Raw genomic sequence first — 23,670 nt, forward strand, 5'->3', positions numbered from 1 at the left:
GCAAGTCGGCTAAGGGTGGTTCTCGGACCTTGCAGAGCAGCGTTGGTAGGGCATTGATGAGGCATGGAAATTGAAGCTTTGGCCGAACGGGTGCGGGAGCACTACCTTGAGCAGTTCAGCGCCTTCGCGGCTGAACAGACGCGGACAAGTACAAAGTGCGCATCAGAGGTGAAGCTGCAGCTCCGTGCAGACAGTGAAATCTTTCAGCAGCTGTATTGCGTCGACTTCATAAAGAATGACCCGCCGGAAATCATCGAGCTTAAACCTGATCGCATCCTAAGCTTTGAGCCATTTTTCGTCAGCTTCGGCGATGCGGAGCTGCGTATCGAGCATCTGCGATGGGATGATGTGTTGATCTATCACGATGCGAGAAAGGCTTTGGAAGGTATAGACCTTTGGTTTTCTCGATGGTTCGACCTTGAGGAGAGGCGCTTGGATGTCGGAGCTGAGTTCTCGAACGCGATCCACTCGCTGCTTCTCCAACCCAGTCAACTGAGCGTAGATTTTGGCAGCGCTCCCTCCGTGGCATTCCGTGAGCTGCTCGACTTGCTGGAAAAAGCAGACGCAAAGAACATTCGGGTGACCAGCTCGCGGGCCGAGGCCGACAACGCCTAGAGTCCGCTCAGGGTCGAGACTCGCCCCAGCCCCCTCGCCCTACCCCGCCACATCCACCGGTTCGGGCGCCTGACGCCGCGCCCAGAACGGGCTGTCGGGCCAGCGGCGTTCCAGGCCGTAATAGTGGGCCAGGCCCTCCGCGTAGCCTTGCTGCTCGTTGTGGGCTACCGCCCAGAAGCGGGCCAGGCCCGTGAGGTCGCCCCGCACGAAGCGGTCGGCCACGGCATAGGCGGCGAACAGGCCCGAGCGCAGGGCCTTGGGCACGCCGACCGCGCTGATGGGGTCGAAACAGGCCGCCGCGTCGCCGACGCACAGCAGGTCCTGCGGGGTCGGAGCGGCCAGACGCCGCGCGCCGGCCGGCCAGACCATCGGCGCCTGGTCCGCCGGCGCGGGTCCGACCAGGGCGGACACGTAACGGGTCTCCGCCAGCGCCCGGCGCCAGCCCTCGGCCTCGCGCAGGCCGCGCGCCCGAGCGATGTCCGGATCGGTCAGGCAGACGACCACCCTGCGCCCCTCCGGCAGGGCGGCGGTGTACCACCAACCGTCGCGGGCGGCCTCGATCACCAGTTCGTCGGCGTCGCCGGGGACGGCGTCCAGGTGCAGGGCATGGGCGGTCAGGCGGTCGCCGCCCACCTGGGCCAGGCCCAGGCGCCGGGCCAGGGCGGCCGAGCGACCGGTGGCGTCGATGACGAAGGCGGCCGTGAACCGCCCGGCGGGACCGCAGTCCACCGTCCAGCCGTCGGCCTCGCGCCGCAGGTCGGCGACCTTGTCACGCACCACAGCCTGGACCCGCGCCCCGGCCTCGTCCGCCAGCCAGCGGTCGAACCGCGCCCGGTCCACGCGCCAGGCCGGTCCCCGGGCCTGGAGGATGAACTCGCGGGGCGTCAGGGCGTCCTCGCCCCAGGCGCTGTAGGCGCGATGCGAGGGGCTGTGCCCCTGGGCCAGGAAGGCGTCCCATAGACCCAGCTCGGTCAGGATCGGCGCGATCACCGGCGACAGCACCTCGCCCAGCCGGGGCCGGGGATCAGACGGCGCCGCGACCAGGCAAACCCGCAGGTCGGGCGCGACCTTGGCCAGGGCGATGGCCGCCGCAGCCCCGGCGGGGCCCGCCCCGGCGATCAGGACGTCGAACGCCGCCGGCGCCGGGGCCTTCTGGTCGCCGCCGGACGTCTCGCGCCCCTGCCCTTCGCGACCTGGCGTGTCGTCTTCGCGCGAACCGGCCACCACCTCGCGCAGACGCTTAGTCTACCCGGACCGCGTAGAACGAGGCCACCACGCCGGCGGGGTTCACCGTGCCCGGCGAGCTGCCCGAATGGGGGATCGTGCGGATCACCGAGCCGACGATGGCCGGGCGCTGGTCGACGCCGTTGGGCCACGCCGGGACCAGATAGCCCTGGTAGTCGTAGATCCACTTCTCGCCGCCGACCACGCCCACGCCCTGGAAGCGCGCCTGCATCGGCGAGCCGTAGGCGCGCGAGCCCTTCAGGGCCAGGGACCAGCCGGGACCGCCGATCACCCCGACCAGCTGGTCCACCGGCGCCTCGGCGATCTCGATGGTCCCCCGGCCGAACTCCAAGTCGTTGAAGGCCGTGTCGACGTCGGGGTCGTTGAGCAGGCTGCGGTAAGTCCACTTGCCGACGAAGGGGTTGTCGTTCATGGCCGTCCCTTTCTGGATGTCCGTGAGGCTGGTGTGCGTGGTGTGGGCGGCGCTCGTCAGGAGCGCTCGACGCTGATGTATTTCTCGTTCAGCAAGTCCGCCGGCTGGAGCTGGGGGCCCTCGTAGGGGTTGCGGATGATGAAGCCGAGCTTGGACCACTCGGTGACCATCTTAAGGTCGCCGGCCGAGGTCTGCTGCACGCCCCGGCTCCAGTCTGTCCAGACATAGGTCCCCGGATTGCCCTTCGCGTCGGGCTTGGTGACCAGTTCGTAGGACTGCAGCGGCCGGTGCGCCGGCCACCACAGGGTTTCCCAGACCCGCTTCTCGGCGGCCAGGCGGGCGTTGTTCCCGCTCTTGGGATTGATGGCGTTCCAGTCGCTGAAGGTGACATCGATCGTCTGGGTGGTGCACTCGTTGAAGTCCGCCTGCCAGGGCAGGGCCGAATACTTGGTCAGGTCGCCCGGCTGCAGGCCGACCTGGAAGTCGGTGTCCTGGCTGAGGGTGTCGCCGACATTGAAGGTGTAGTCCGCCGAGACCGTGCCGTGGAACTGGTTGGCCTGGGCGGCGCTCTGCAGGAAATCGGAGACCGAACGGTCGGCCTTGATGCGATAGGCGTCCCAGTAGATCGACGGGTTGCGCATGATCCAGCCGATCTCGCCGCCCGGACAGAAGGCGCCGCCCAGCACGTTGCTGAGCACGCCCCGATCCAGCTCGCGCGCCGTGGCCGGCGGCGTCTGAGGATAGGGCAGGAACGGCGAATAGCCCTCCGGCAGCCAACCCTCGGCCATGTCGTCGATGAAGCAGCCGTCGGCCCATTGGCTGAGCAGGAAAAGCTGGGTGTCGGTCAGCCGCAGGAACTTGCTGGGCGCGACGTTGGACAGCGGATTGTCGCCGGCCAGCAGCGGCATCAGCGGCAGGTCGTGAATGCGGCTGCCCACGCGGTCGTCGACGTGGAAGGCGTTCTCCTCGCCGCTGCGGCGCAAGAGGTCGAACAGGAAGCGGCGCATCGGCCCGTAGGGGTCGCGGACATGGGCGTCGACGTGACGGGCCTTGGTGTCGACGATGGCCTCGCCCTGGCTGGCGTCGCGCCGCAGGTGCGCGGCCGTGGGCGGCGGGGTCGCGGCGGCCGATTGCGGCCCCTCGGCGGCGTTCTCCTTGGCGGTCGCGATCTTGATCTCGGCCGCCACCTCGCGGGGTGAGCCCGGCGCGATGCACAGCTTGTAGGGATCGAAGGTGCCGCGCTTGGCTTGGTCGTGCGGATAGTTCGACTGCTGGAGGATGCTGGTCAGGTAGCGGAACTCGTCGGGCCGGAACAGGATCGGCCAGATGTCGCGGAAGAACCACGGCCGGTAGGCGCGGTTCCAGGCCAGGCGACCGGCCTGCCAATGCAGGATCGCCCCCTCGTCGCGGAACGGGATCGTGGGCGGGTTGTCGAACGAACCGAGCTGGCCATAGAGGCTGGTCTCGGTCGCGAACTGGCGGATGAACAGGTCCTGCAGCACCTCGTCCATGGTGATCATGTCGAGGATCTGGGGCGCGAAACGCGGATAGCCGACGACGGCCCAGGCCGGATATTCCACGTCGATGTAACGCGTCTGCGTCACTTCCTTGGAATACATGATCAGGCGGGCCATCACCGGGCCGTCCGAGGTGTCGTCGTACCAGCCGTCGGTATTGGCGTAGTCGTCGATGCGCGGCTGGCCCGGGCCGGAAAGCTCGGACCCCGAGCGCCCGTGGCCGCCCAGCACGATCAGCCGGCCCTGGTCGTCGGTGACCAGCTCGCCCAGGGTGTCGATCGAGAACGGCTGGGTGTCCTGGGGCGGGAAGGTGGTGGCGTAGGCGTTGGCCCCCTCGCGGTCGAAGCGGGCGCGGCGACGGTCGGTGGCGTTGACGATGCGCGGGCCGGGATCGATGACCAGCCGGTCGCGGTCGGTCTCCGAGGCGTTGCGGCGCGGGTGGTCGTCGGGGTAGCCGTGCTCGCCCTCGGTCTGCTTGAAGGTGTACCAGGAGGCCTTCTTGTTGGCCAAATAGACGCGCCACTGGATGTCGACCAGCACGCCGTCGTTGCCGCCGCCTTCCACCGTATCGCCCAGCTTCAGCGGCCGCCCCTCGGGCGACTCGTCGTCATAGACATAGATCTGGAAGCGCGCGCCCTGGCGCTTGACCTTGCCCTGGGCGTCCTTGAACGCGCTGACCGGCAGGGGCGTGATCCCGTCGGCGGCATAGACCGGATTGCCATAGGCGTCGCACGCCTGGGGCATGCCCGCCGCTACCTCCGGGGCCAGGTAGAAATCGGTTTCGCTGTTGCCTAGGCGCGCGATACCGATGCCCGGGTGGATCTTGTAGGTGGCCATTGGCGCCTCTCCCGGCTCAGTCGAAGAAGCCGAGGGACACGCCCTCGAGTTTGAGAAGATCGGTCTCTTCGTGGTAGTCGCCGCCGATCACCACCAGCGTGATCTGCAAGGCGTCCGCCTTGGCCAGCAGCGCCTTGGCGCTGGCGGTGACGTCGATGCGATGATTGCGCGGGGTGTTGTGGCTGCGACCGCGCAGGTCGTAGTCGCGCGGTCGCGCCGGCGGGATATCGCAATGGCCCGGGCCGCCGTAGCAGGCGCCGTGGCCGAAGATCGAGATATAGCCGGCATAATGCGGATTGCCCGACAGCGGCGTCGAGGCGTTGGCCTTCGGATCGTTGAGGAAGGCGCGCACGAAGCACGAGCGGGAGAGCTGGGGCACTTCGTGCAGGCGGATTTCGGCCCGCCTGAAGCCCTTGGCCCGGTCGCCGACCGGAATGGGCGCCGAGACGAAGCGGTCGATCGTGGCTTCCAGCCCGACCGGCATGAAGTGCGAGCCGCGCACGTATTCGTAGCCGAAGCGCGACATGTCCAGGGTGTCGCGCACCGTGTAGTTCCACGGCGACAGGACGGCGGCCTGGTCGACCGGCTCGGCGTTGGGATTGAGCGTCTGCCACTCGTGCCAGACGCGGTCGATATTGACGTGGATGGGCCAGAACACCGGGTCGTAGGACGCGGTCAGGTTGCTGAACATGTCGCCGACGGAGGGCTGGGAATAGAGGTCCTCGCGGGCGTGGAACCGCCGACCGCCGACCTGGGCCATCAGGTTGCGCTTGCGCCCCAGGTCCGAGACGGCCGCCAACGCCGCCGGGCTCGCCGCCTTCGGGTCGCAGGCGAAGGCCGGCAGCACATTGCCGTCCGAATCCGTCTCCGGATTATAGCCGCCGGTCCAGATGTGCATGGTGTTGTGCGGGTTCTGGTCGAGGAAGCCGAACGCCGCGTCGTAGATCGGCCCGCCCCCGAAGTCCCGGAAGTTGTTCAGGCGCATGATCTGCGCCATGTCCTCGCCGGACGGGTAGTGGTAGTGGATCGCCTGATTGATGGTCTTGCCGCGGTACTCGGCCGGATAGCGCAGCGGGTACCAGAGCGGGTTGGACGCCAGCAGGGCGTCGATGCAGGCCCGGCGGTTGGGGTTCTTCTCGCTGGGCGTGATGTCGGTGTAGCCGATCTTGCCGATCAGCTTGCAGAAGAACGCGTGCTGCGAGTTGAACAGCTCGCCGTCCTCGGCCATGCGCATGATGGCCTTGGCCTGGGCGCCGTCCGGCCGGGGCGACAGGCTCTCGATCAGGGTCTTGGCGGCCTCGGGCGTCAGATAGGCCTTCAGCGCCTTGGGGATGACCCAGCCCTTGTCCGGCTCGTGCGGTCGGTACTGGGGCATGGTCCAGTCCCAGTAGGGCAGCATGACCCCGGGCTCCAGGTCCTGGAGGTTCTGCTCGAACTCGTAGAGATAGGCCCGGTGCCAGGGCAGGAAGCGCTCCCAGCCGTGCTGGCAGTGGTTCTGGTGGACCAGGGCCTGGTTGTTGTAGCTGCGCCGGTCCTCCGGCCAGTGGTTCAGGTCGTACGCCTTGCGGAAGCCCCGGCGCAGGCGCTCCACCTGGGCGTCGCTCATGAGGTCCAGATTGGCGCGCTGGCGCGGTTCGCCCGGACGCGGCGCGGGGCGTTCCTGGTCGTCGCCCAGCGCCGGGAACTCGGCGATCTCGGTGACGCGGATCAGCTCGCCGCCGCGCTTCTGCTCCTTCAGCGGACCGGCGTCGAGCAGCACCTCGCGATCCTTGGCCGGACAGTCGTCGTCGATCCATTCGCTGATGAAGTCGATGTCGGCCGGCGCGACCGGCTTGCCGCCCCACGGCAGCGGCGGGAAACGGCCGCCGTCGAACGGCGCCTGGCCCCGCAGGCCCTTGACCAAGCCCGAGGCGGCGCCCCGGCCCTCGCCCTTGCCGCAGCAGCTGCCGCCGGTCGCCGCCGGGGCGATCATCGGCACGCCGTAAATCGTGGCGGACTTGAAGTCGTCGAGATCCAGGTCCCAGAACCGCCCCGCCCCGCCGTAGTCGGCGGTGCTGTCGGCGGCGGCGGCGTCCAGTATCGAGCGAACGCGCGCGTATCGCGTTTCCACCATGTCTGCCTTGCCCCTTCGATGGGTCGACGCCCGCCCCTGTTCCCCGCGCTGGACGCGCGTTGCCCGCGCCGTCGGAGCCCGTCGAACGGGCCACCCAACACACACGGGAACTTCAGGTAAGCACAACTCATAGTGTCATACAACACCTGAGCTTGCTCCCTCTTGCGAATGAACGTGATGGTCGCTATTGACTAAATGGTCAGTCAATAATGGTGTCGAGATGATCGAGCGCACGCATCGGCGGATGCCCCCCGAACTTCGCCGCCAGCAGATCCTGGAGGAGGCCATCCGGCTAATCGGCCAGCTGGGCTATCACGGCTTCACGGTGCAGAACCTGGCCCAGGCCTGCGGCCTGACCAACGGCGGCCTGCTGCACTATTTCGGCTCCAAGGAGCTGCTGCTGGTCGAGATCCTGCGCGAGCGCGACCGGCGCGAGGCCGCCATCATCCCCGCCGACCTGAACCTGGAGCCGCCGACGCAGGCGGGCTATCCGCGGGAGACGGTCCTGCGGGTGCTCCACGCCATCGCGGCGCGCTCGGCGGCCCAACCCGAGCTGCTGCGGCTGATGACCGTCCTGCAGTCCGAAGCCCTGAACCGCGACCACCCCGCCTTCGACTATTTCCTGAAGCGCGAGGCGATGGTGCTGACCGAGTTCGCCAGCCTGCTGGCCGGCCACGTCGCCGATCCCCGCCGGGCGGCCCGCGCCGTCCTGGCCCTGATCGGCGGGCTGGAGCAGCAGTGGCTGCGCGCGGACCAGGGCTTCGACCTGGCCGCCGAGTGCGACGCGGCGATCGCCGCCCTGCTGCCCGCCGAAACCTGATCCGACAGGAGACCGCCATGCCCTTCCAGCTGGACCGCCGCACGCGCCGCGACGCCGACCGCCGCCACATCGCGCCCGCCGCCTTCTTCGCCGAGACCTTCCCGCGCCTGGCCGCCGCCCACGGGCGCCTGGCGGCCGACGGCGCCCGCGCTCTGGACGCCCCGCCCCTGACCGTCGAGATCGACGGCGCGGCCTGGTCGATCCTGCCCGACGGCGACACCCTGGTGGCCCGCCCCGGCGCCGCGCCGGGCGCCCTGCGGATCGCCCTGTCGCCCGAGCAGTTCTCGGACTGGGCGCAGAACCAGGTCAGCTTCAACGGCTTCGGGGTCATGCGCGCCCTGCAGGTGCTGGAGGGCGACCGCACGGCGGTGTCGATCTGGGACTCGCTGTGGATCGCACTGCTGGAGGGCTGGCCGGTGGTCGAACCGGCCATCGCCTTCCTCGACCGCCACGGCGCGCCGCTGGACCTGAACGCCAGCTTCACGCCTGACGACGATCCCGCCGACATCGCCCACTTCCTGCGCGAGGCCGGCTATCTGCACCTGAAGGGCTGGCTGGATCCGGCCGACACGGCCCGCGTCGTCGCCGACATGGACCGCGCCCTGCCCCACTACGCCGAGGGCGACGGCCAGTCGTGGTGGGCCACCCTGAAGGACGGCGCGCGCTGCTGCGTGCGGATGCAGTCGTTCGTCGGTCATTCCCCGGCGGCGGCGGACCTTCTCTCGGGCCCGGCCTGGAAGCGGCTGCGCGAGGTGATCGCGGATCAGGACCTCCTGGCCGACCCCGCCAACGAGGCGCGGACGCTGGAGGCGCTGTACAAACCCGTCGGCGTGGTCGCCGGCCCGTCGGACGTCACCTTCCACCGCGACTGCCACCTGGGCCGCCACAGCTACGTCTGCGCCCGTCTGACCATCGGCGTGCCGCTGACCTCGACCCCGGCCGAGAACGGCGGCCTGCGCGTGATCGCCGGCTCGCACCGCGTGGCCATGCCGGTCGAGATCGCCAAGACCCGGCCCTACCTGCCGGTGGTGGCCCTGACCACGGCGGCGGGCGACCTGACGGCGCACCTGTCGTGCACCCTGCACGAGGCCACCCCGCCGGTCTTCGCCGAGCGCCGGGTGATGTACACCGAGATCCCCCTGGCTCCGCCCGCCGAGGTCGAGGGCGTGGTCGACACCTCGGTGAACGCCATCCGCGAGCGGATGGACGAGCTGCACCGCGCGTCCTAGCCGACGGTCTCCAGGGGCCGTTCCGAGGGCGCGCGCTCGGCCCTGAGGGCTTGGTCGTAGGCGTCCGTCAGCTGGACCACGCGCTCGCGCCAGACCTTCACGCCGGCCTCCTTGACCGGGCCGTAGCCGGCGATGGCCGAGGCGGCGGCGGCCAACTGGGTTGCGATGGGCAGGGCCTCGTCGGTCACGGTCTCGACCAGCGACAGGATCAGCGCTTCGTACTCGCCGATCAGCCGCCGCTCCATCCGCCGTTCGGCGGTGTAGCCGGCCACGTCCAGCGGCGTGCCGCGCAGGCCCTTCAGCCGGGCCAGCAGGCGAAACACCGGCAGGATCCAGGCCCCGACTTCGATCTTGCGCGGCCGTCCGGTCTTGGCGTCCTTGCGCCAGGCCAGCAGGGGCGGCGCCAGGTTCAGCGAGATCCGGAAGTCGCCGTCGAACTGGGCCTCCAAGCCCGCCCGGAAAGCCGGCAGGGTGTAGAGGCGCGCCACCTCGTACTCGTCCTTGTAGGCCATCAGCCGGGCCAGCTGGTCGGCCACGGCGGTGAGGAACGGCTCGATGCCGCCGACGCCGCGCGCGCGCAGCCGCTCGCCCGCCCGGGCCACGAAGTCCTGGTAGCGTCGGGCGTAGGCTTCGTCCTGATAGGCGGTCAGGTGGCGAGTGCGGCTTTCCAGCATCGCGGCCAGCGTGCGGGGCTTGGGCGAGGCCGCTTCGCCCGCCAGGCCGGCGAAGGTCAGGAGCTCGTCCGGGAACTGGGCCGCGATCCGGCCCAGGGTCAGGGCCTGGAGGTTGGCCTTCACCGCCGTGCCGTTCAGCGTCACCGCCTCTTCGACGGCCGCCAGACCGACCGGCAGCAGGCCCTTCTGGGCGGCGAAACCCACCATCATCAGGTTGGTGAAGATGGTGTCGCCCAGCAGCTTGCCGGCCAGGGCGTTGGCCTGGACGAGATCGATCTGCCCCTCGGCCACCCGCTGCTGGAGGGCGGGCAGGAAGACGGAAGGGCTGAGATCGACGTCCTGCCTGGTCTGGAACTCGCCGGTGGGCACGACGTCGGCGTTGGCGATCACTCGCGTGTCGGGCCGCACCGTCCTGGCCACGTCCGCGCCCGAGGCGACGATCAGATCGCAGGCGATCAGCAGATCGGTCTGGCCCACGCCCAGGCGCGCGCTGGGGATCTGGTCGGCGGCCGCGCCGAACCGCACATGGCTCATCACCCCGCCGCCCTTCTGGGCCATGCCTGTCATGTCCAGCACCTTGGCGCTCTTGCCCTCGATGTGGGCCGCCGTGCCCAGGATCGCGCCCACGGTCAGCACGCCGGTGCCGCCGATGCCGGTGACCAGCATCGAATAGCTGCCGGAGACGTCCGCGACCTTCGGCTCGGGCAGCCGGTCGATCCAGGGCTTCAGCGCGGCCAGGTCCAGCGCCCGCTTGGCCAGCTTGGCGCCGCGCACATTGACGAACGACGGGCAGAAGCCCTTCACGCAGCTGTAGTCCTTGTTGCAGTTGGACTGGTCGATGGCCCGCTTGCGGCCGAACTCGGTCTCCAGCGGCTGGATGCTGACGCAGTTGGACTGGCGCGAGCAGTCGCCGCAGCCATCGCAGACAGCCGGATTGATGAACAGGCGCAGGTCGGGATCGGTCGCGGTTCCTCGCTTGCGACGGCGGCGCTTCTCGTTGGCGCAGGTCTGCTCGTAGACGATGGCCGAGACGCCCTTCACCTCGCGCAGCTCGCGCTGGACGGCGTCGAGGTGATCGCGGTGCAGGACCCGCACGCTGGCCGGCAGCCGCCCGCCTTCGAAGCGTTCGGGCTCGTCGCTGACCAGCACCACCGGCGACACGCGCTCGGCCAGCAGTTCGTTCACGATCAGGTCGACGCTGACATTGCCCTCCAGCGGCTGGCCGCCGGTCATGGCCACCGCGTCGTTGTAGAGAATCTTGAACGTGACGTTCGTATTGGCCGCCACCGCCGCCCGGATCGCCAAGATACCGGAGTGGGTATAGGTGCCATCGCCCATGTTGGAGAAGGCGTGCTTCGTCTCCACGAACCGTTGGGCCGCGACCCAGGGCATGCCCTCCGCGCCCATGCCCACGACGTTCATGGTCTTGCGCTCGGGCATGAAGGCGGCCAGGCCGTGGCAGCCGGTGGCGCCCATGGCGAAGCTGCCGTCCGGCACCACCGTGCTGGAGTTATGCGGGCAGCCCGAGCAGAAATAGGCCGGACGGATCGCCGAGGTCGCGGCGACGGCGGCGTTGTCCAGCGCCTCCAGTTGCGCCGCGCGGGCCCGCAGGGCGTCGTCCGCCAGGCCCAGACCTTCGAGCCGCCGGACCAGGGCGCGGCGCACCATCCCCGCGTCCAGCACCCCGTCCAGCGGGAACAGCGCCCTGCCCTGCTCGTCGCGCTTGCCCAGGATCGCCGGCCGCTCGCCGGCCATGCCGTAGAGGGCGACGGCCAGTTGCTCCTCGATGACCGGACGCTTCTCCTCGACCACCAGCAGCTCGCGGGCGCCGGCGCAGGTCTGGCGGATGAAGTCCTGGTCCAGCGGCCAGGTCATGCCCAGCTTGACCAGGCCGATGCCCAACGCCTGGCAGCGGGCCTCGTCCAGGCCCAGATCCTGGAGCGCCTGGCGCACGTCCAGATACGACTTGCCGGCAGTGACCAGGGTCAGCCCGCGACGCTCGGGGTCGATGATGTGACGGTTCAGTCCATTGGCCCGCGCGAAGGCGACGGCGGCCGGTAGGCGCTCGTTGACGACCAGCGCTTCCTGCCGCAGCGCCGGCAGGCCGCGTTGCAGGTTCAGATCGACGCCACCGATCCGGTCGGGGCGCACGACGGAAAGCTCGGGCAGGATCACCGACGAGGTCAGGTCCAGGGTGTCGGTGACGGTCTTCAGGCCCACATAGAGCCCGCTGTAGCGCGACATCTCCCAGCCCAGTTGACCATAGGCCAGGATCTCGTCGGTGGTCGACGGCGCCAGGATCGGCAGGAAGCCGACGATCAGGGTGTGCTCGGACTGGTGGGCCGAGGCCGAGGACTTGGCGGCGTGGTCGTCGCCGGCCACCACCAGCACCCCGCCGTGCGCGGCCGTGCCCTCGAAATTGGCCAGCTTCAGCGCCTCGCAGGCTCGGTCGACGCCCAGGCCCTTGGCGTACCACATGGCGAAGACGCCCTGGAATTTCGACTTGCCGAACCAGTGCAGCTGCTGGGTCCCGCGCAGGCTGGTGGCCGCCAGCTCTTCGTTCAGACCGGGCTCGAAATGGATGTCGTGGGCGCCGAGCAGTTTCTCCGAGGCCCACAGCTGGGCGTCCAGCGTCGTGATCGGCGAGCCGCGATAGCCGGTGACATAGCCGCCGGTGACCAGCCCCGCCGCGCGGTCGCGCCGGGCCTGGTCCAGGGGCAGGCGCACCAGGGCCTGCATCGACGACAGAAAGACCTGGCCGGACCGTTGCTCGAAGCGGTCCGCCAGCGAAACGACGGTCTTGGTCACGCCTTACGACGCTTCCAGTCCGGGGTCTTGGGCGGCATGGCCATGTACTTGTCGACCGCCTTCTCGAAGTGGCGGATGCGGATCTCCTGATAGTTGCCCAGGGTCAGGCCGTGCTTGGCGCTGGCCTCCAGGCCTTCCTGCTGGGCGTAGAGATTGTCCGTGTCCTGATCGAGGATTTTGCCGAAGCCCGGGTCCATGCCCTCGGCCTCGGTGAAGGACTGGGCGTCGGTCAGCACCACCGGCTCGGCCGGCATCGGGCGCGGGCCGTCCAGCGGAACCGGGCGCATGAACATCACCTCGTAGATGCAGCGGCGATGGTCCTTGGGGTCGGGCCGGAAGCGGTAGACCATCGGCAGCGAGATGCCCGGGAAGACGTAGGTGTTGGGGAAGACGGTGTAGGAGAAGCAGTCGAGGATCTCGGAGTCCGAGACCTTGGAAAGGTCGCTGTTGGTGGCCTGCTCGAACATGCCCCGGAACATGTCGGCCATGGCCTGGCGCGCCGTGCCTTCACCGACGGACGGACGATCTGCGCCCAGCATCGTGCCGTCGCCGACCGTGAACTGGTCCAGGATGTCCTGCTCGCTGTACTTGCCCTCCAGGTGCGGGCTGCACACGCCCAGCGGCGAGATGAAGCGGTTCACGTGCTCGCCATAGACGTCGTACTGCGAGTTGGCGTCGGCGTTGGAGGGCGCCACCTGCGGGTGGGTCTCGATGACGTGATAGGCCTCCAGGAACGCCTCGACCGTCAGCTTCCAGTTGGCCGGGAACGACTTCTGGACGTGGACGTGGATGTAGCGGTCCTCCAGCTTCCAGGCCTTGAAGTGGGCCAGTACCTCCTCGCCCAGATAGTCCTCAAGGCTCGGCGCCTCGGGGTCCATGTTGATCCAGACGAAGCCGCCCAGGGTCTGGACGCGGGCTTCCGGCAGCTTGAACTGCTCGGGGTCGGCGTGCGGGAAGTCCCACGGGCAGACGATGCGCTTGTTGCTGCCGTCCAGGTTCCAGCTCCAGCCATGGAACGGGCACTGGAACTCGCTGGCGCTGCCTTCGGTGCCCGACGGGCGCAGCTTGGTTCCACGATGGAGGCAGGCGTTGAAGTGGGCCTTGATCTCGTGCTCGGCCACCCGGGTGACGATGAACGAATACGGCCCGATGTCGTAGACAGAGTAGTCGCCGACCTGCGGGATGTGCTCCTCGCGGCAGGCGAACTGCCAGGTGCGGGTCCACAGCCGCTCCATCTCGGCCTTGGCGAAGGCCGGGTCGATATAGCGGTCGGTCGAGATGTCCTCGTCGCCCAGGAATTCGTAGGACTCCGAGCGCACCCAGCCGGGGGCCGCGACCTTGTCCTTGGCGATGATCTCCTGGGTGCTGACGGCGGGACAGCGGGCTTCGCCGGGCTGCAGCTTGCCGACCTGGATGTTCATGTGTGGTCTCCGATGTCCAAGCGGGGCTTAAGCCGCGGCGCTGCGCCGGGCGGCGCCGGTGTCGTTCTTGTGGACCTGGCCGTCCTTCATGATCAGCGCCAGGCGATCGTGGTCGGTGAGGACGGCGATGTCCTTCAGGGGATCGCCGGCGACTAACAGCAGGTCGGCCAAGGCGCCCTCGCGGATCACGCCCAGGTCGCCTTCGCCACGCATCGCCAGGCCGCCGTTGCGGGTGGCGCAGACCAGCGCGTCCTGCGGCGTGTAGCCGTAGTATTCGACGAAGAACTGCAGATCGCGGGCCTGCTCGCCCTGCCGGCTCCAGCCGAAGCCGTAGTCGCCGCCGATCAGGTGCCGGATGCCCCGCTTGCGCAGCTCGGTGTGGGTCTTGATCGAATTCTCGAGCAGGTCGGGGATGTTCATGTAGCCGCCGACTTCCGGCGTCAGGCCGTGGGCCGAGGCCTCGCCCTTCATGATCTGGTGGAACAGGCCGACGGTCGGGACCACGAAGATGCGGTCCTTGGCCTCCTCCATCAGGTCCAGCAGTTCGTCGTCGGAGTATTCGACGTGGAACAGGCCGTCGACGCCGGCCCGGACGCAGGACTTGGAGCCCTCGATCGACCGGGTGTGGGCGTTGATCTTGCGACCGTAGGCGTGGGCGGTTTCGGCCGCGACGCGGATCTCGTCGAAGGTCATCGGCGTCGTGTGGCCGGGGGTGTTCGGGTAGAAGGGGTCGCCCGAGACATCCAGCTTGATGTTGTCCACGCCCTCGCGGCAGTGCAGCCGCACCGCGCGGCGCATCTCCTCCACCCCATCGACGATGGTGGCCGGACCGACGCGCGGATTGTGCTCGAAGCTCTCGTCGCCCATGGCGCCGGTGACGCTGATCTCCAGCCCGCCGGCGCGGATGCGCGGCCCCGGCAGTCGTCCGGCCTCGACCTCCTTGCGCACGGCCACGGCCAGCCGCAGCTTGGCCTCGGACGCGCCATAGGCGCTGGTGAAGCCGGCGTCGATCAGCGCCTTGGCCCCCCGGGCGGCGGTGAACACCTGCTCCTCGGGCGAGGGCTTGATCAGGTCCTCGGTGGCGCAGACGTTCTCGAACGACAGATGGGCGTGGCCCTCGGTCATGCCGGGCATCAGGAACAGGCCCGCCCCGTCGATGACCTCGGCGCCGGCCCCGGCCAGTTGCCCCGGCGCCCGCGAGACGGCGCGGATACGATTGCCCTCAATCAGGACATCGCCGGCGAAGGCGCCCGCCCCGCTCGCGTCCCAGATCGTCGCGCCGGCGATCAGCGTGTTGCCCATTGGCTCGTTCCTCGTCTCTTCGCACTGGTCGGCGAATTCGAGTTGGAGGATACCGCCAGGGGCCCCGGCGCCTGAATGATCGGGCATGCACCCGCATTTGTCTGGGTCTGCTAGCGCCCCTCCGCGCCGTTGTCCGACCAGAGCAAGTTCGCCATCGTCCGCCGGGCAAGAGCGCCGCTTCAGGGCGCCGGGAACAGGGGCGGACACGCGATGATCACAGGCATCCACCACGTGGGGATCCACGTCCGCGACCTGGACCGCATGATCGCCTTCTACCGCGAGGCCTTCGGCTTCGAGACCGTGGGCGACATCTATGTGTGGGAGAAAGAGCCGGTCATCGACCAGATCATCGACGTGCCCGGTTCGGCCGCGCGCACGGTGATGATGCGGGCGGGCACCTGCTACATCGAGCTCTTCGAGTTCGCCGCGCCGGCGCCAACCGTAACCAAGGCGCTCGATCCCTACGACAAGGGCTACACCCACTTCTGCGTGGACGTGACCGACATCGCGTTCGAGTACGAGCGCCTGAGAGGCCTGGGCATGACCTTCGGCTCGCCGTGTCCGGTGGACGCGGGGCACGTGAAGTCGGTGTACGGACGCGACCCCGAGGGCAATGTGATCGAGGTGCAGGAGACGGCGCCGGACTGCGGGTTCCGGTTGGACAAGCTGCCGGCGCGGTAGGCCCCCTCCGGCCCTCTGGGCCACCTCCCCCAAAGGGGGAGGATTTGCGCCGTGCAATGCTCCCCCTTTGGGGGAGCTGTCGCGTAGCGACTGAGGGGGTCTTCAGCGCCTATCGGTACCGCGCCCTGAGCACCTTCTTGTCCGGCTTGCCCACCGGCGTCAGCGGGATGGCCTCGACGAACTCCACCGACTTGGGCGCCTGGTAGGAGCCCTTCCTCGCCGCCACCGCCGCGACCAGCTCGCCCTCGTCCGCCGACTGCCCGGGCCTCAGCACCACCAGCGCCTTGACCGCCTCGCCCCACTTGTCGTGCGGCACGCCGATCACCGCCACCTGCGAGACGGCCGGGTGCTCGGCGATGATGTCCTCGATCTCGCGCGGATAGATGTTGAAGCCGCCCGAGACGATCATGTCCTTGGTGCGGTCGACGATGCGCAGGAAGCCGCCGGGATCGCGCACGGCGACGTCGCCGGTGTGCAGCCAGCCGTCGCGCAGGGCCTCGGCAGTCAGGTCCGGGTCGCGATAGCCGTCCATCACCAGCGGACCGCACACGCACACCTCGCCGGGCTCGCCGTCGGGCACGGGGCGGCCCTCGGCGTCCAGCAGGGCCAGGCGGATCCACGGGCTGGGCCGGCCGCAGCTGGCCAGGCGGCGCGGGTCGGTCACGTCGTGCTCGGCCTTGCGCAGGGTGGTGATGGCCATCGGCGCCTCGGCCTGGCCGTAGAACTGGCTGAACACCGGCCCGATCCGTTCGATGGCCTCCTTCAGCCGCGCCGGCGAAATCGACGAGGCGCCGTAGAACACCGTCTCCAGGCTCGACAGGTCGAACTCGTCGAAACGCGGGTGGTCCAGCAGGGCGTAGATCATGGTCGGGACCAGCAGCATGCAGTTGATGCGGTGCTCCTGGATCGCCTGCATCACCGCCACGGGCTCGAAGGTCGGCAGCACCCGCAAGGTGCCGCCCAGCAGCAGGGTCGGCATGAACAGCGCCCCGCCCGCGTGGGTCAGGGGCGCGCAGGCCAGGACGTGCGGCGGCTGGGGCCACTCCCAGTCGGTCATCATCAGCTGCAGGGTGGTGATGGCCGTGCGGTGGCAACTGGGCAGGGCCTTGGGCTTGCCGGTGGTGCCGCCCGAATAGCCCATGCGGACGATGTCGTGCGGGCCCACGCGCGGCGGGACCAGCGGCTGGGGTTCGAAACCTTGGGCCAGTGTGAACAGGTCCTCGCCCAGCGTGCTGTCGCCGAAGGCCAGCAGGCGCAGGCCCGGAACCGCCTCAGCCAGCTCACGGGCACGAACTTCAAAGCGCTCGACGTCGAAGATCAGCACCTGCACGCCCGCGTCACGGATCACGTGCAGGTGGTCGGCCAGGCCGCTCAGCGGATGCAGGGGCACATAGACCGCCGCCAGCATCTGGGTCGCGTTGGTCACGTGCAGACATTCAGGCCGGTTGGGCGAGATCATCGCCACCCGCACGCCCTGGACGACACCCAGGCTGGCCAGGGCCTGGGCGTATCGGCTGGCCGCGTCGCGGACCTGCGCCACCGTCAGGGTGGGGCCATCCTTCAGGTGCAGCAGCGGGCGGTCGCCGCCGTTGTTCAGGGCGTTGGCCAGCACGTCGCCGGTGTAGAGCGGGCGATGCAGGTCGTCTTCGTCGTCGATCATGCGCACAGCCTCCACGCGGCGCGCGGGATGACAACCGCCCTCGGTGTCCTGGCCACGCGGTATCGGGCGGGCGCTAAATCAGACCCGCGCGACCGTAACCCGCAGCCCGTCGAGCTCCGGCTCCAGACGGACCTGGCACGACAGGCGACTGCCCGGGCGAAGGTCGTCGACCATGTCCAGCATCTCGGCCTCGATGGCGTTGGGCGGACCGACGCGGTCCTGCCAGTCGGGATCGACATAGACATGGCAGATGGCGCAGGCGCAGGCCCCGCCGCAGTCGGCGAGGATGCCCTCGACGCCGTTGGCGCGGGCCACCTCCATCAGGGTCTGGTTGGGGCCGATGTTCTGGATGGTCCGGACCGTTCCGTCGTCCTGGACCAGCGTCACGGTGATGCCGCTCACCCCTCGTCCTCGCCCCCGAGCACGCTGGCCTGGACCGCCAGGATCTCCTCCAGGTGGTTGACGCTGTCACCGGCCGAGATGCCGCCGTCGACGGGCAGGATGGCGCCAGTGATCTGGGCCGCGCGGTCGCTGGCCAGGAACAGGGCCGCCTGGGCCACGTCGGCCGGCACGCCGTCGCGCTTGAGCGGCTTGTTGGAATCCCAGACCGGGGCCAGGGCCGCCTGCAGGCGCGCGCCGACGTCGTTGGACAGCTCCTGCGTCGTCATCACGTGGATCGGCGTGCGGATGTGGCCCGGCGCCAGGCAGTTCACGCGAATGCGGTGCTTGGCCAGGTCGATGGCCAGCGACTTGGTCAGGTGGATCACCGCGGCCTTGGAGGCGCGGTAGCTCATCAGCGCCTGGCCGGCCATGATCCCGGCGATGGAGGCGTTGTTCAACACCACCCCGCCGCCGTTCCTGGCCATGTGCCGCGCCGCCCGCTGGGTCCCGATCATCACCCCGTAGAGGTTGACGCCGATCACCGTGTTGAAGTCCTCCAGGTCGTCGTCGAGGAAGTGCGGATGGCGCCCGCCGGAGATGCCGGCGTTGTTGAACATCACATGCAGCCCGCCGAACCGCTCGACGGCCAGATCGACCACCGCCTGGATGTCACCGGCCTTCGAGACGTCCACCCGGTGGAAGACCGCGTCCTTGCCCAGCGACTTGGCCAGCGCCTCGCCCGCCTCGACATCGACGTCGGCGATGACCACCCGCGCGCCCTCGGCGACGAAGGTCTCGACCGTGGCCTTCCCGATGCCGCCCGCGCCGCCGGTGACGATGGCGACCTTGCCCGATAGTTCCTGCCCCAAAGCCAGCTCCTAGCGGCGCGTGAAGGTGATCGGCAGCCGCTCGATCGAGTGGGTCGCCACGGTCGGCAAGTATTTGATCTCCTCGACCGGGATGGCCAGCTTGATGTCCTTCAGCCGCTTGACCACCTCGCGGGCCGCGACTCGGATCTCCATGCGGGCCAGCGACAGGCCGATGCAGCGGTGCGGGCCGCCGCCGAAGGCCAGGTGCTTGCCGAGATTCCCCCGATTCAGGTCGAAGTCGCGCGGGCAGGCGAACTGCGTCTCGTCGTCATTGCCCGAGGCGTACATCAGCAGCAGGTGCGCGCCCTTGGGCAGCAGCTTGCCGCCCACCTCGACCTCGCGGGTGGTCATGCGCGACAGGCCCCGCACGGGCGGCTCGATGCGCAGAAGCTCCTCGACGAAGCGATTGAGCAGACGGTCGTCGTCCACCGAGTCCTGCAGCACCTGGGCCACGTCCGGCTGGGTGGCCAGGATGAACATCAGATTGGTCATGGCCGTGGCCGTGGTCTCGTTGCCGGCGATCAGCAGGGCCCGGACCAGCGACACCACCTCGTGGAAGGTCAGCTTGGGGTTTTCCGGATCCTCGGTCGTGGCGTGGACCATGTCGGAGATCATGTCCTCGGCCGGATTGGCCTCGCGGTCGTGGACGTGGCCGATCAGATAGTTCTGCAGGTCGCAGATCTCGCGGGCGTTATCGAGCATCTGCTCGCGGTTCTGCATGCGGCCGATCTGGGCGGTGACCGCCAGGGACCAGCGCTGGATCTTGTCGGCGTCGCCGTCGCCCAGGCCCAGTTGCTCGCAGATCACCCGGATGGTGACGGGCACCGAGAAGTCCTTGACCGCGTCGGCCGCGCCCTTGGCGGCGAAGCTCTCGATGACCTCGCCGACGATGGTCTCGATCTCGGGCTCCAGCTGCTTGACCCGGTGGGCCGAGAAGGCGTGGTTCATCAGGTTGCGGATGCGCGTGTGGTACGGCGGATCCGTCATGATCGCGTCGGGGAAGAAGCCGCCGCCGTCGCGGATCAGGATCTCCTTGAACTCGGCCGCGAAGCCCTTGGCGTACTGTTCGCTGTAGCCGTGCTCGACCGAGAAGGTGACCGGGTCGCGCTGGACGGTCTGGATGTCGTCGAAGCGCGAGACCAGGTACATGCCCAGCTTCTCGTCATAGTGCACCGGGTCGTCGGCGCGCATGGCGTCGTAATAGGGCTTGGGACGCGCCGAGATTTCCGGGTCGGTCAGCGAGCCCCGGGCCAGCAGCGTGGCGGCGTCGGCGCCGCGCATCGGGCAGGTCGCCGGCGCGACTGTTTCGGTTCCCGTGGAAGCCATGATCGTCCCTCCCCTACTCGGCCGCTTGCGGAACGCGCTCGGCCATCAGCGCCTCGACGCTGAGGTACTTGGTGGTGGCCCAACCGCCGTCCAGCGCGATGGTCTGGCCGTTGATGTAGCTGCCCTGGTCCGACGCCAGGAAGAAGATGGCGTTGGCCACGTCCTGCGCGGTGCCCTCGCGGTCGAAGGGCGTCATCTCGTGGTTCAGCCGGCGGAACGGCGCGGCCTCCCAGTAGTCCTTGGTCATGTCGGTCTTGATGATGCCGGGCGCGACCAGGTTGGAGCGGACGCCGATGGCGCCGTACTGGGCCGCCAGGGTCTGGGTCAGGCCGATCAGCCCCGCCTTCACCGCACAATAGGCCCCGCCGTCCAGCCCGCCCAGGATGCCGAAGGTCGAGCCCACCGTGACGATGGACGAGCCGGCCTTCATCTCGGCCAGGGCCGCCCGGCAGAAGCGGAACGGCGCCTTCAGGCTGATCTCGATCACCTCGTTCAGCGTCGCGTCGTCGGTCAGATGGACCGGGGCCCATTTGCCCGAACCGGCGTTGTTGACCAGGCTGTCCAGGCGACCGAACCGCTCGATGGCCAGCTTCACCGCCTCCTCCGGTGCCCCCGGCGCGGCGACGTCGACGGCCAGAGTGGCGACCTCGGTCAGGCCCGACAGCTCGGCGGCCAACTGGTCCAGCGGCGCCTGGCGGCGGGCCACGGCGACGATGCGGAAGCCGCCCTCCGCGAACCGCCGGGCGGTCGCCGCGCCGATGCCGGCGCTAGCCCCGGTGATCAGGACGACCGGCTTGCCGGCGGCGTCCGTCCCATTCGTTCCGCCCATGTCTCTTCCCGCTGGTTGTGTGGTTTGACGCGCTCTTCGGGCGTTCTCTGGCTCGCCTCTTAGCGTCGTTGTCTCACGCTCCGCCAACGGCAAAAGCCGGGATCAGAGGCGGTCGCGGTCCTGATCAAGTCGGATGACAATTTGCGGCAAGCGGCCCGGCGCAGCGGTGCGGAGAGCCCGGGCCTTGCCCCTGCTGGCGCCCCCGCTTGTCCGGGCTGGAAACCGCACCTCCAGGCGCGTCGCGTTGCCTGCCCAGACATTGCCGTCGGCGATCCGCCGTCGCCGATATGCCCCCGAATGCCAACGACATAAGCGCCGCGGGGCCCCTCCTGGACCCACGTGGCCAGGGGGAGAAACATCATGACTTGCCGTCAAAGCCGCCGCCTGCTGCGGACACTGGTCCTGTCCAGCTCGGCCCTCGCCGCCCTCGCCCTGACGCCGGCCGGCGCCTGGGCCCAGGCCACGACCACCGCCCAGGCCGACCAGCCCGCCGCCGTGGACGAGGTGATGGTCACCGCCCGCCGCCGCAACGAGAGCCTGGCCCGGGTGCCCATCGCCGTCACCGCCGTCAGCGGCGAGCAGCTGACCCAGCGCTCGATCCACACCGACTCCGACCTGCAGGCCGGCGCGCCGGGCCTGACCATCCGCCAGACCCAGGGCAACAACTCGCTGACCTATTCGCTGCGCGGCCAGACGGCCGACACCTTCAGCGGTTCGCCCTCGGCCGTGGTCACCTATCTGAACGAAGTGCCCCTGACGGTCAGCGGCGCCTCGACCTTCTACGACCTGGACTCGGTGCAGGTGCTGAAAGGGCCGCAAGGCACGCTGTTCGGCCGCAACGCCACCGGCGGGGCAGTGCTCTACACCTCGGCCAAGCCGACCAACGAGGTCTCGGCCCTGGTGCGCGGGCGGATCGGCAATCTGAACCTGCGCGAGGTCGAGGGCATGCTCAATGTGCCCATCGTCGAGGACAAGGTGCTGCTGCGCGGGGCCTTCGACATCATCCGCCGCGACGGCTACATCCATAACCTCTACGACGGCGAGGACCTGGGCGAGACCAAGCGCGAGGGCGGCCGCCTGTCGCTGACGGTCAAGCCCAGCGAGGCCTTCAGCAACACCACCATCGCCCAGTACGGCCACACCCACGGCACCAATACCGGCGCGTCCTACACCTACAGCGTCTACGGCTGCGGCCAGACCAACAACGGCTTCGCCCTCACCTGCTCCAGCGGCCTGCTATTCGGGCCTGGACTGGACTCGGTGGCCGGCGCGGGCTCATGGGCCGCTTATCTGGCCGCCCATCCCAAGGCCTATGCCGGGGGCCTGCTGGCCTATGTCGACGAGCAGCGGCGGCTTGGCCCGTACGTCACCAACCACCCCAGCGGCGCCAGCCATCGGGGCGAGGACTGGTCGGTGTCCAACACCAGCACCTATGCCGTGAACGACGACATCCAGATCAAGAACATCTTCGGCGCCACCAAGTCGGACGTGATCTCGCAGCAGCCCCAGCTGGGCGCACCGTTCGTGACGATCCTGACCCAGAACGTCGCCACCGGCGAGACCGGCAACGAGCAGCACGTCCGCTCGATCTCCGACGAGATCCAGCTGCAGGGCAAGGCGGCCGGCGGCGACCTGAGCTATATCGTCGGGGCCTATTTCCAGAGCCAGCGCACCGACACCATCTGGCCCCAGACCTATTTCGACGTCAGCCCGGTCATCCCGCCCTCGCCGGTCACCAACGCCTTCCGCCTGCGCAACAAGACTCAGGCCGTCTACGCCCAGGGCACCTATGATCTGACCTCCAAGGGCCTGACCGACGTGAAGATCACCGCGGGCCTGCGCTACACCCGCGAGCACGTCGAGATCTCGCAGCTGCCGCGCGCCACCTACACCTACGGCGCGCCCGACCAGGCCCGCACCTTCAAGGACCCCAGCTGGGAAGTGGGCGTCGAGTACCAGGCCTCGCCTGAGCTGTTCGCCTATCTGAAGACCCGGGGCAGCTTCCGCAGCGGCGGCTTCAACGGCGCGGCCCCGCCCGTGAACGCCGACGCGACCGGCGGCGGCAACCAGTTCGACTCCGAGCACACCCAGGACATCGAGGGCGGCCTGAAGTACCACGGCCAGGCCTTCGGCCGTCCGGCCAGCTTCGCCGTCGCCGTCTACAACCAGTGGATCCAGGACGTGCAGCGCGTCGAGTTCCCCGATCCGGACGGCCCCGGGGGCCTGGCCTCCATCGCCGTGACGGCCAACGTGCCCAAGTCCGTCGTGCGCGGGTTCGAGGCCGAGGCGACGATCAACCCAACCGACTGGCTGCAGCTGGGGGCGTCGGGCGCCTATACCAAGGCCAAGTTCACCGACGGGAACATCACCCTGTTCGGCACGCCCTATCAGTACGGCCCGGTGGGCGACACGCCCAAGGCCTCGGGCTCGGCCTACGCCCAGATCGACTTCCCGACGCCCGACGCCGTCGGCGAGATCAGCCTGCGCGCCGAGGTCTACAGCCAGGGCGCCCAGTACTTCTCCAACGCCGCCGGCTCCATCGCCCCCGGCACCCGCCTGCCCGGCTACACCCTGCTGAACGGCCGGCTGAACTGGAACGGCGTCATGGGCTCGAAGGTCAATGCGGCGCTGTTCGGCAAGAACCTGACCAAGGAGGAATATTTCGTCGGCGGCATGACCCTGGCCGCGGCCCTGGGCCACAACGCCGCCGCCGTGGGCGAGCCGCGCACCTACGGCCTGGAGCTGTCGGTCCGCTTCTAGGTTCAACCGTTCCGGGGGCGGCTCAGGCCGCTCCCGATGACCGCCCCGGGGGCTTTGAATCCCGGCGTTGGAACCCCACCCGGCCTCGCGGCGAAGTGATCGCGGGGATCGGGATCTGATCGCCCGAGCGATGCGGCGGCCCGATCCGGTTATAGGCGTTTTGGCGTGTTA

General features: G+C 69.1%; 17 protein-coding genes. 5 read left to right on the forward strand and 12 right to left on the reverse strand.

The window, feature by feature from the left end; translation table 11 throughout:
- Window positions 1-63: 63 nt before the first annotated feature.
- The gene (locus tag AC07OA_RS12965; RefSeq protein ID WP_494664217.1) at window positions 64-615 is read left to right on the forward strand and encodes a hypothetical protein; all 552 of its coding nucleotides are present in this window, start codon (window positions 64-66) and stop codon (window positions 613-615) included.
- A gap of 39 nt (window positions 616-654) precedes the next feature.
- On the opposite strand, the gene AC07OA_RS12970 is transcribed toward AC07OA_RS12965, so the two are convergent.
- The 4 genes from AC07OA_RS12970 to AC07OA_RS12985 are packed head-to-tail and all read right to left on the reverse strand — an operon-like array spanning window position 655 to window position 6,739.
- Window positions 655-1,839, reverse strand: a complete 1,185-nt coding sequence (locus AC07OA_RS12970) for a tryptophan 7-halogenase (RefSeq protein ID WP_494664218.1) — start codon at window positions 1,837-1,839, stop codon at window positions 655-657.
- Window positions 1,840-1,855: 16 nt separating this feature from the next.
- Entirely contained in the window at window positions 1,856-2,272 is a 417-nt protein-coding gene (locus AC07OA_RS12975; protein WP_494664219.1) for a hypothetical protein, read from the reverse strand.
- 56 nt (window positions 2,273-2,328) lie between these two features.
- Window positions 2,329-4,626 (reverse strand): LodA/GoxA family CTQ-dependent oxidase, encoded by a 2,298-nt coding sequence (locus tag AC07OA_RS12980; protein ID WP_494664220.1) that lies wholly within the window; start codon window positions 4,624-4,626, stop codon window positions 2,329-2,331.
- A gap of 16 nt (window positions 4,627-4,642) precedes the next feature.
- Entirely contained in the window at window positions 4,643-6,739 is a 2,097-nt protein-coding gene (locus tag AC07OA_RS12985) for a tyrosinase family protein (protein ID WP_494664221.1), read from the reverse strand.
- 244 nt (window positions 6,740-6,983) lie between these two features.
- On the opposite strand from AC07OA_RS12985, the gene AC07OA_RS12990 reads away from it, so the two are divergent.
- Both AC07OA_RS12990 and AC07OA_RS12995 read left to right on the forward strand, forming a co-directional pair.
- Complete coding sequence (locus AC07OA_RS12990; RefSeq protein WP_494664222.1) at window positions 6,984-7,559, forward strand: TetR/AcrR family transcriptional regulator; 576 nt, start codon at window positions 6,984-6,986, stop codon at window positions 7,557-7,559.
- A gap of 17 nt (window positions 7,560-7,576) precedes the next feature.
- Window positions 7,577-8,788: a phytanoyl-CoA dioxygenase family protein gene (locus AC07OA_RS12995; RefSeq protein WP_494664223.1), complete on the forward strand. Its 1,212-nt coding sequence runs from the start codon at window positions 7,577-7,579 to the stop codon at window positions 8,786-8,788.
- Here AC07OA_RS12995 and AC07OA_RS13000 read toward each other — a convergent pair.
- The 3 genes from AC07OA_RS13000 to AC07OA_RS13010 are packed head-to-tail and all read right to left on the reverse strand — an operon-like array spanning window position 8,785 to window position 14,993.
- Window positions 8,785-12,270 (reverse strand): indolepyruvate ferredoxin oxidoreductase family protein, encoded by a 3,486-nt coding sequence (locus tag AC07OA_RS13000; protein WP_494664224.1) that lies wholly within the window; start codon window positions 12,268-12,270, stop codon window positions 8,785-8,787. The genes AC07OA_RS12995 and AC07OA_RS13000 overlap by 4 nt on opposite strands.
- A complete protein-coding gene (locus tag AC07OA_RS13005; protein ID WP_494664225.1) occupies window positions 12,267-13,691 on the reverse strand; it encodes an aromatic ring-hydroxylating oxygenase subunit alpha in 1,425 nt (474 codons plus the stop codon). Before AC07OA_RS13005 ends, AC07OA_RS13000 begins: the two co-directional genes overlap by 4 nt.
- A gap of 27 nt (window positions 13,692-13,718) precedes the next feature.
- Window positions 13,719-14,993 (reverse strand): metal-dependent hydrolase family protein, encoded by a 1,275-nt coding sequence (locus AC07OA_RS13010; RefSeq protein ID WP_494664226.1) that lies wholly within the window; start codon window positions 14,991-14,993, stop codon window positions 13,719-13,721.
- A gap of 210 nt (window positions 14,994-15,203) precedes the next feature.
- On the opposite strand from AC07OA_RS13010, the gene AC07OA_RS13015 reads away from it, so the two are divergent.
- Window positions 15,204-15,674, forward strand: coding sequence for a VOC family protein (locus AC07OA_RS13015; RefSeq protein WP_494664227.1), 471 nt, complete (start codon window positions 15,204-15,206; stop codon window positions 15,672-15,674).
- A 109-nt stretch (window positions 15,675-15,783) separates the two neighbouring features.
- On the opposite strand, the gene AC07OA_RS13020 is transcribed toward AC07OA_RS13015, so the two are convergent.
- The 5 genes from AC07OA_RS13020 to AC07OA_RS13040 form a co-directional block, all read right to left on the reverse strand.
- Window positions 15,784-17,334, reverse strand: a complete 1,551-nt coding sequence (locus tag AC07OA_RS13020; RefSeq protein ID WP_494664228.1) for an AMP-binding protein — start codon at window positions 17,332-17,334, stop codon at window positions 15,784-15,786.
- A 78-nt stretch (window positions 17,335-17,412) separates the two neighbouring features.
- The gene (locus AC07OA_RS13025; protein WP_494664229.1) at window positions 17,413-17,736 is read right to left on the reverse strand and encodes a 2Fe-2S iron-sulfur cluster-binding protein; all 324 of its coding nucleotides are present in this window, start codon (window positions 17,734-17,736) and stop codon (window positions 17,413-17,415) included.
- Entirely contained in the window at window positions 17,733-18,584 is an 852-nt protein-coding gene (locus AC07OA_RS13030; RefSeq protein WP_494664230.1) for an SDR family NAD(P)-dependent oxidoreductase, read from the reverse strand. Before AC07OA_RS13030 ends, AC07OA_RS13025 begins: the two co-directional genes overlap by 4 nt.
- A gap of 9 nt (window positions 18,585-18,593) precedes the next feature.
- Window positions 18,594-19,910, reverse strand: coding sequence for a cytochrome P450 (locus AC07OA_RS13035; protein WP_494664231.1), 1,317 nt, complete (start codon window positions 19,908-19,910; stop codon window positions 18,594-18,596).
- A 13-nt stretch (window positions 19,911-19,923) separates the two neighbouring features.
- Window positions 19,924-20,739, reverse strand: coding sequence for an SDR family NAD(P)-dependent oxidoreductase (locus AC07OA_RS13040; protein ID WP_494664232.1), 816 nt, complete (start codon window positions 20,737-20,739; stop codon window positions 19,924-19,926).
- A gap of 360 nt (window positions 20,740-21,099) precedes the next feature.
- Here AC07OA_RS13040 and AC07OA_RS13045 point away from each other — a divergent pair, with 360 nt between their 5' ends.
- Window positions 21,100-23,499 carry a TonB-dependent receptor gene (locus tag AC07OA_RS13045; protein ID WP_494664233.1) on the forward strand — a complete coding sequence of 800 codons (2,400 nt, stop codon included), beginning with the start codon at window positions 21,100-21,102 and terminating at the stop codon, window positions 23,497-23,499.
- Window positions 23,500-23,670: the final 171 nt, after the last annotated feature.

The sequence above is a fragment of the Caulobacter sp. GW821-FHT09B08 genome (assembly GCF_059418225.1).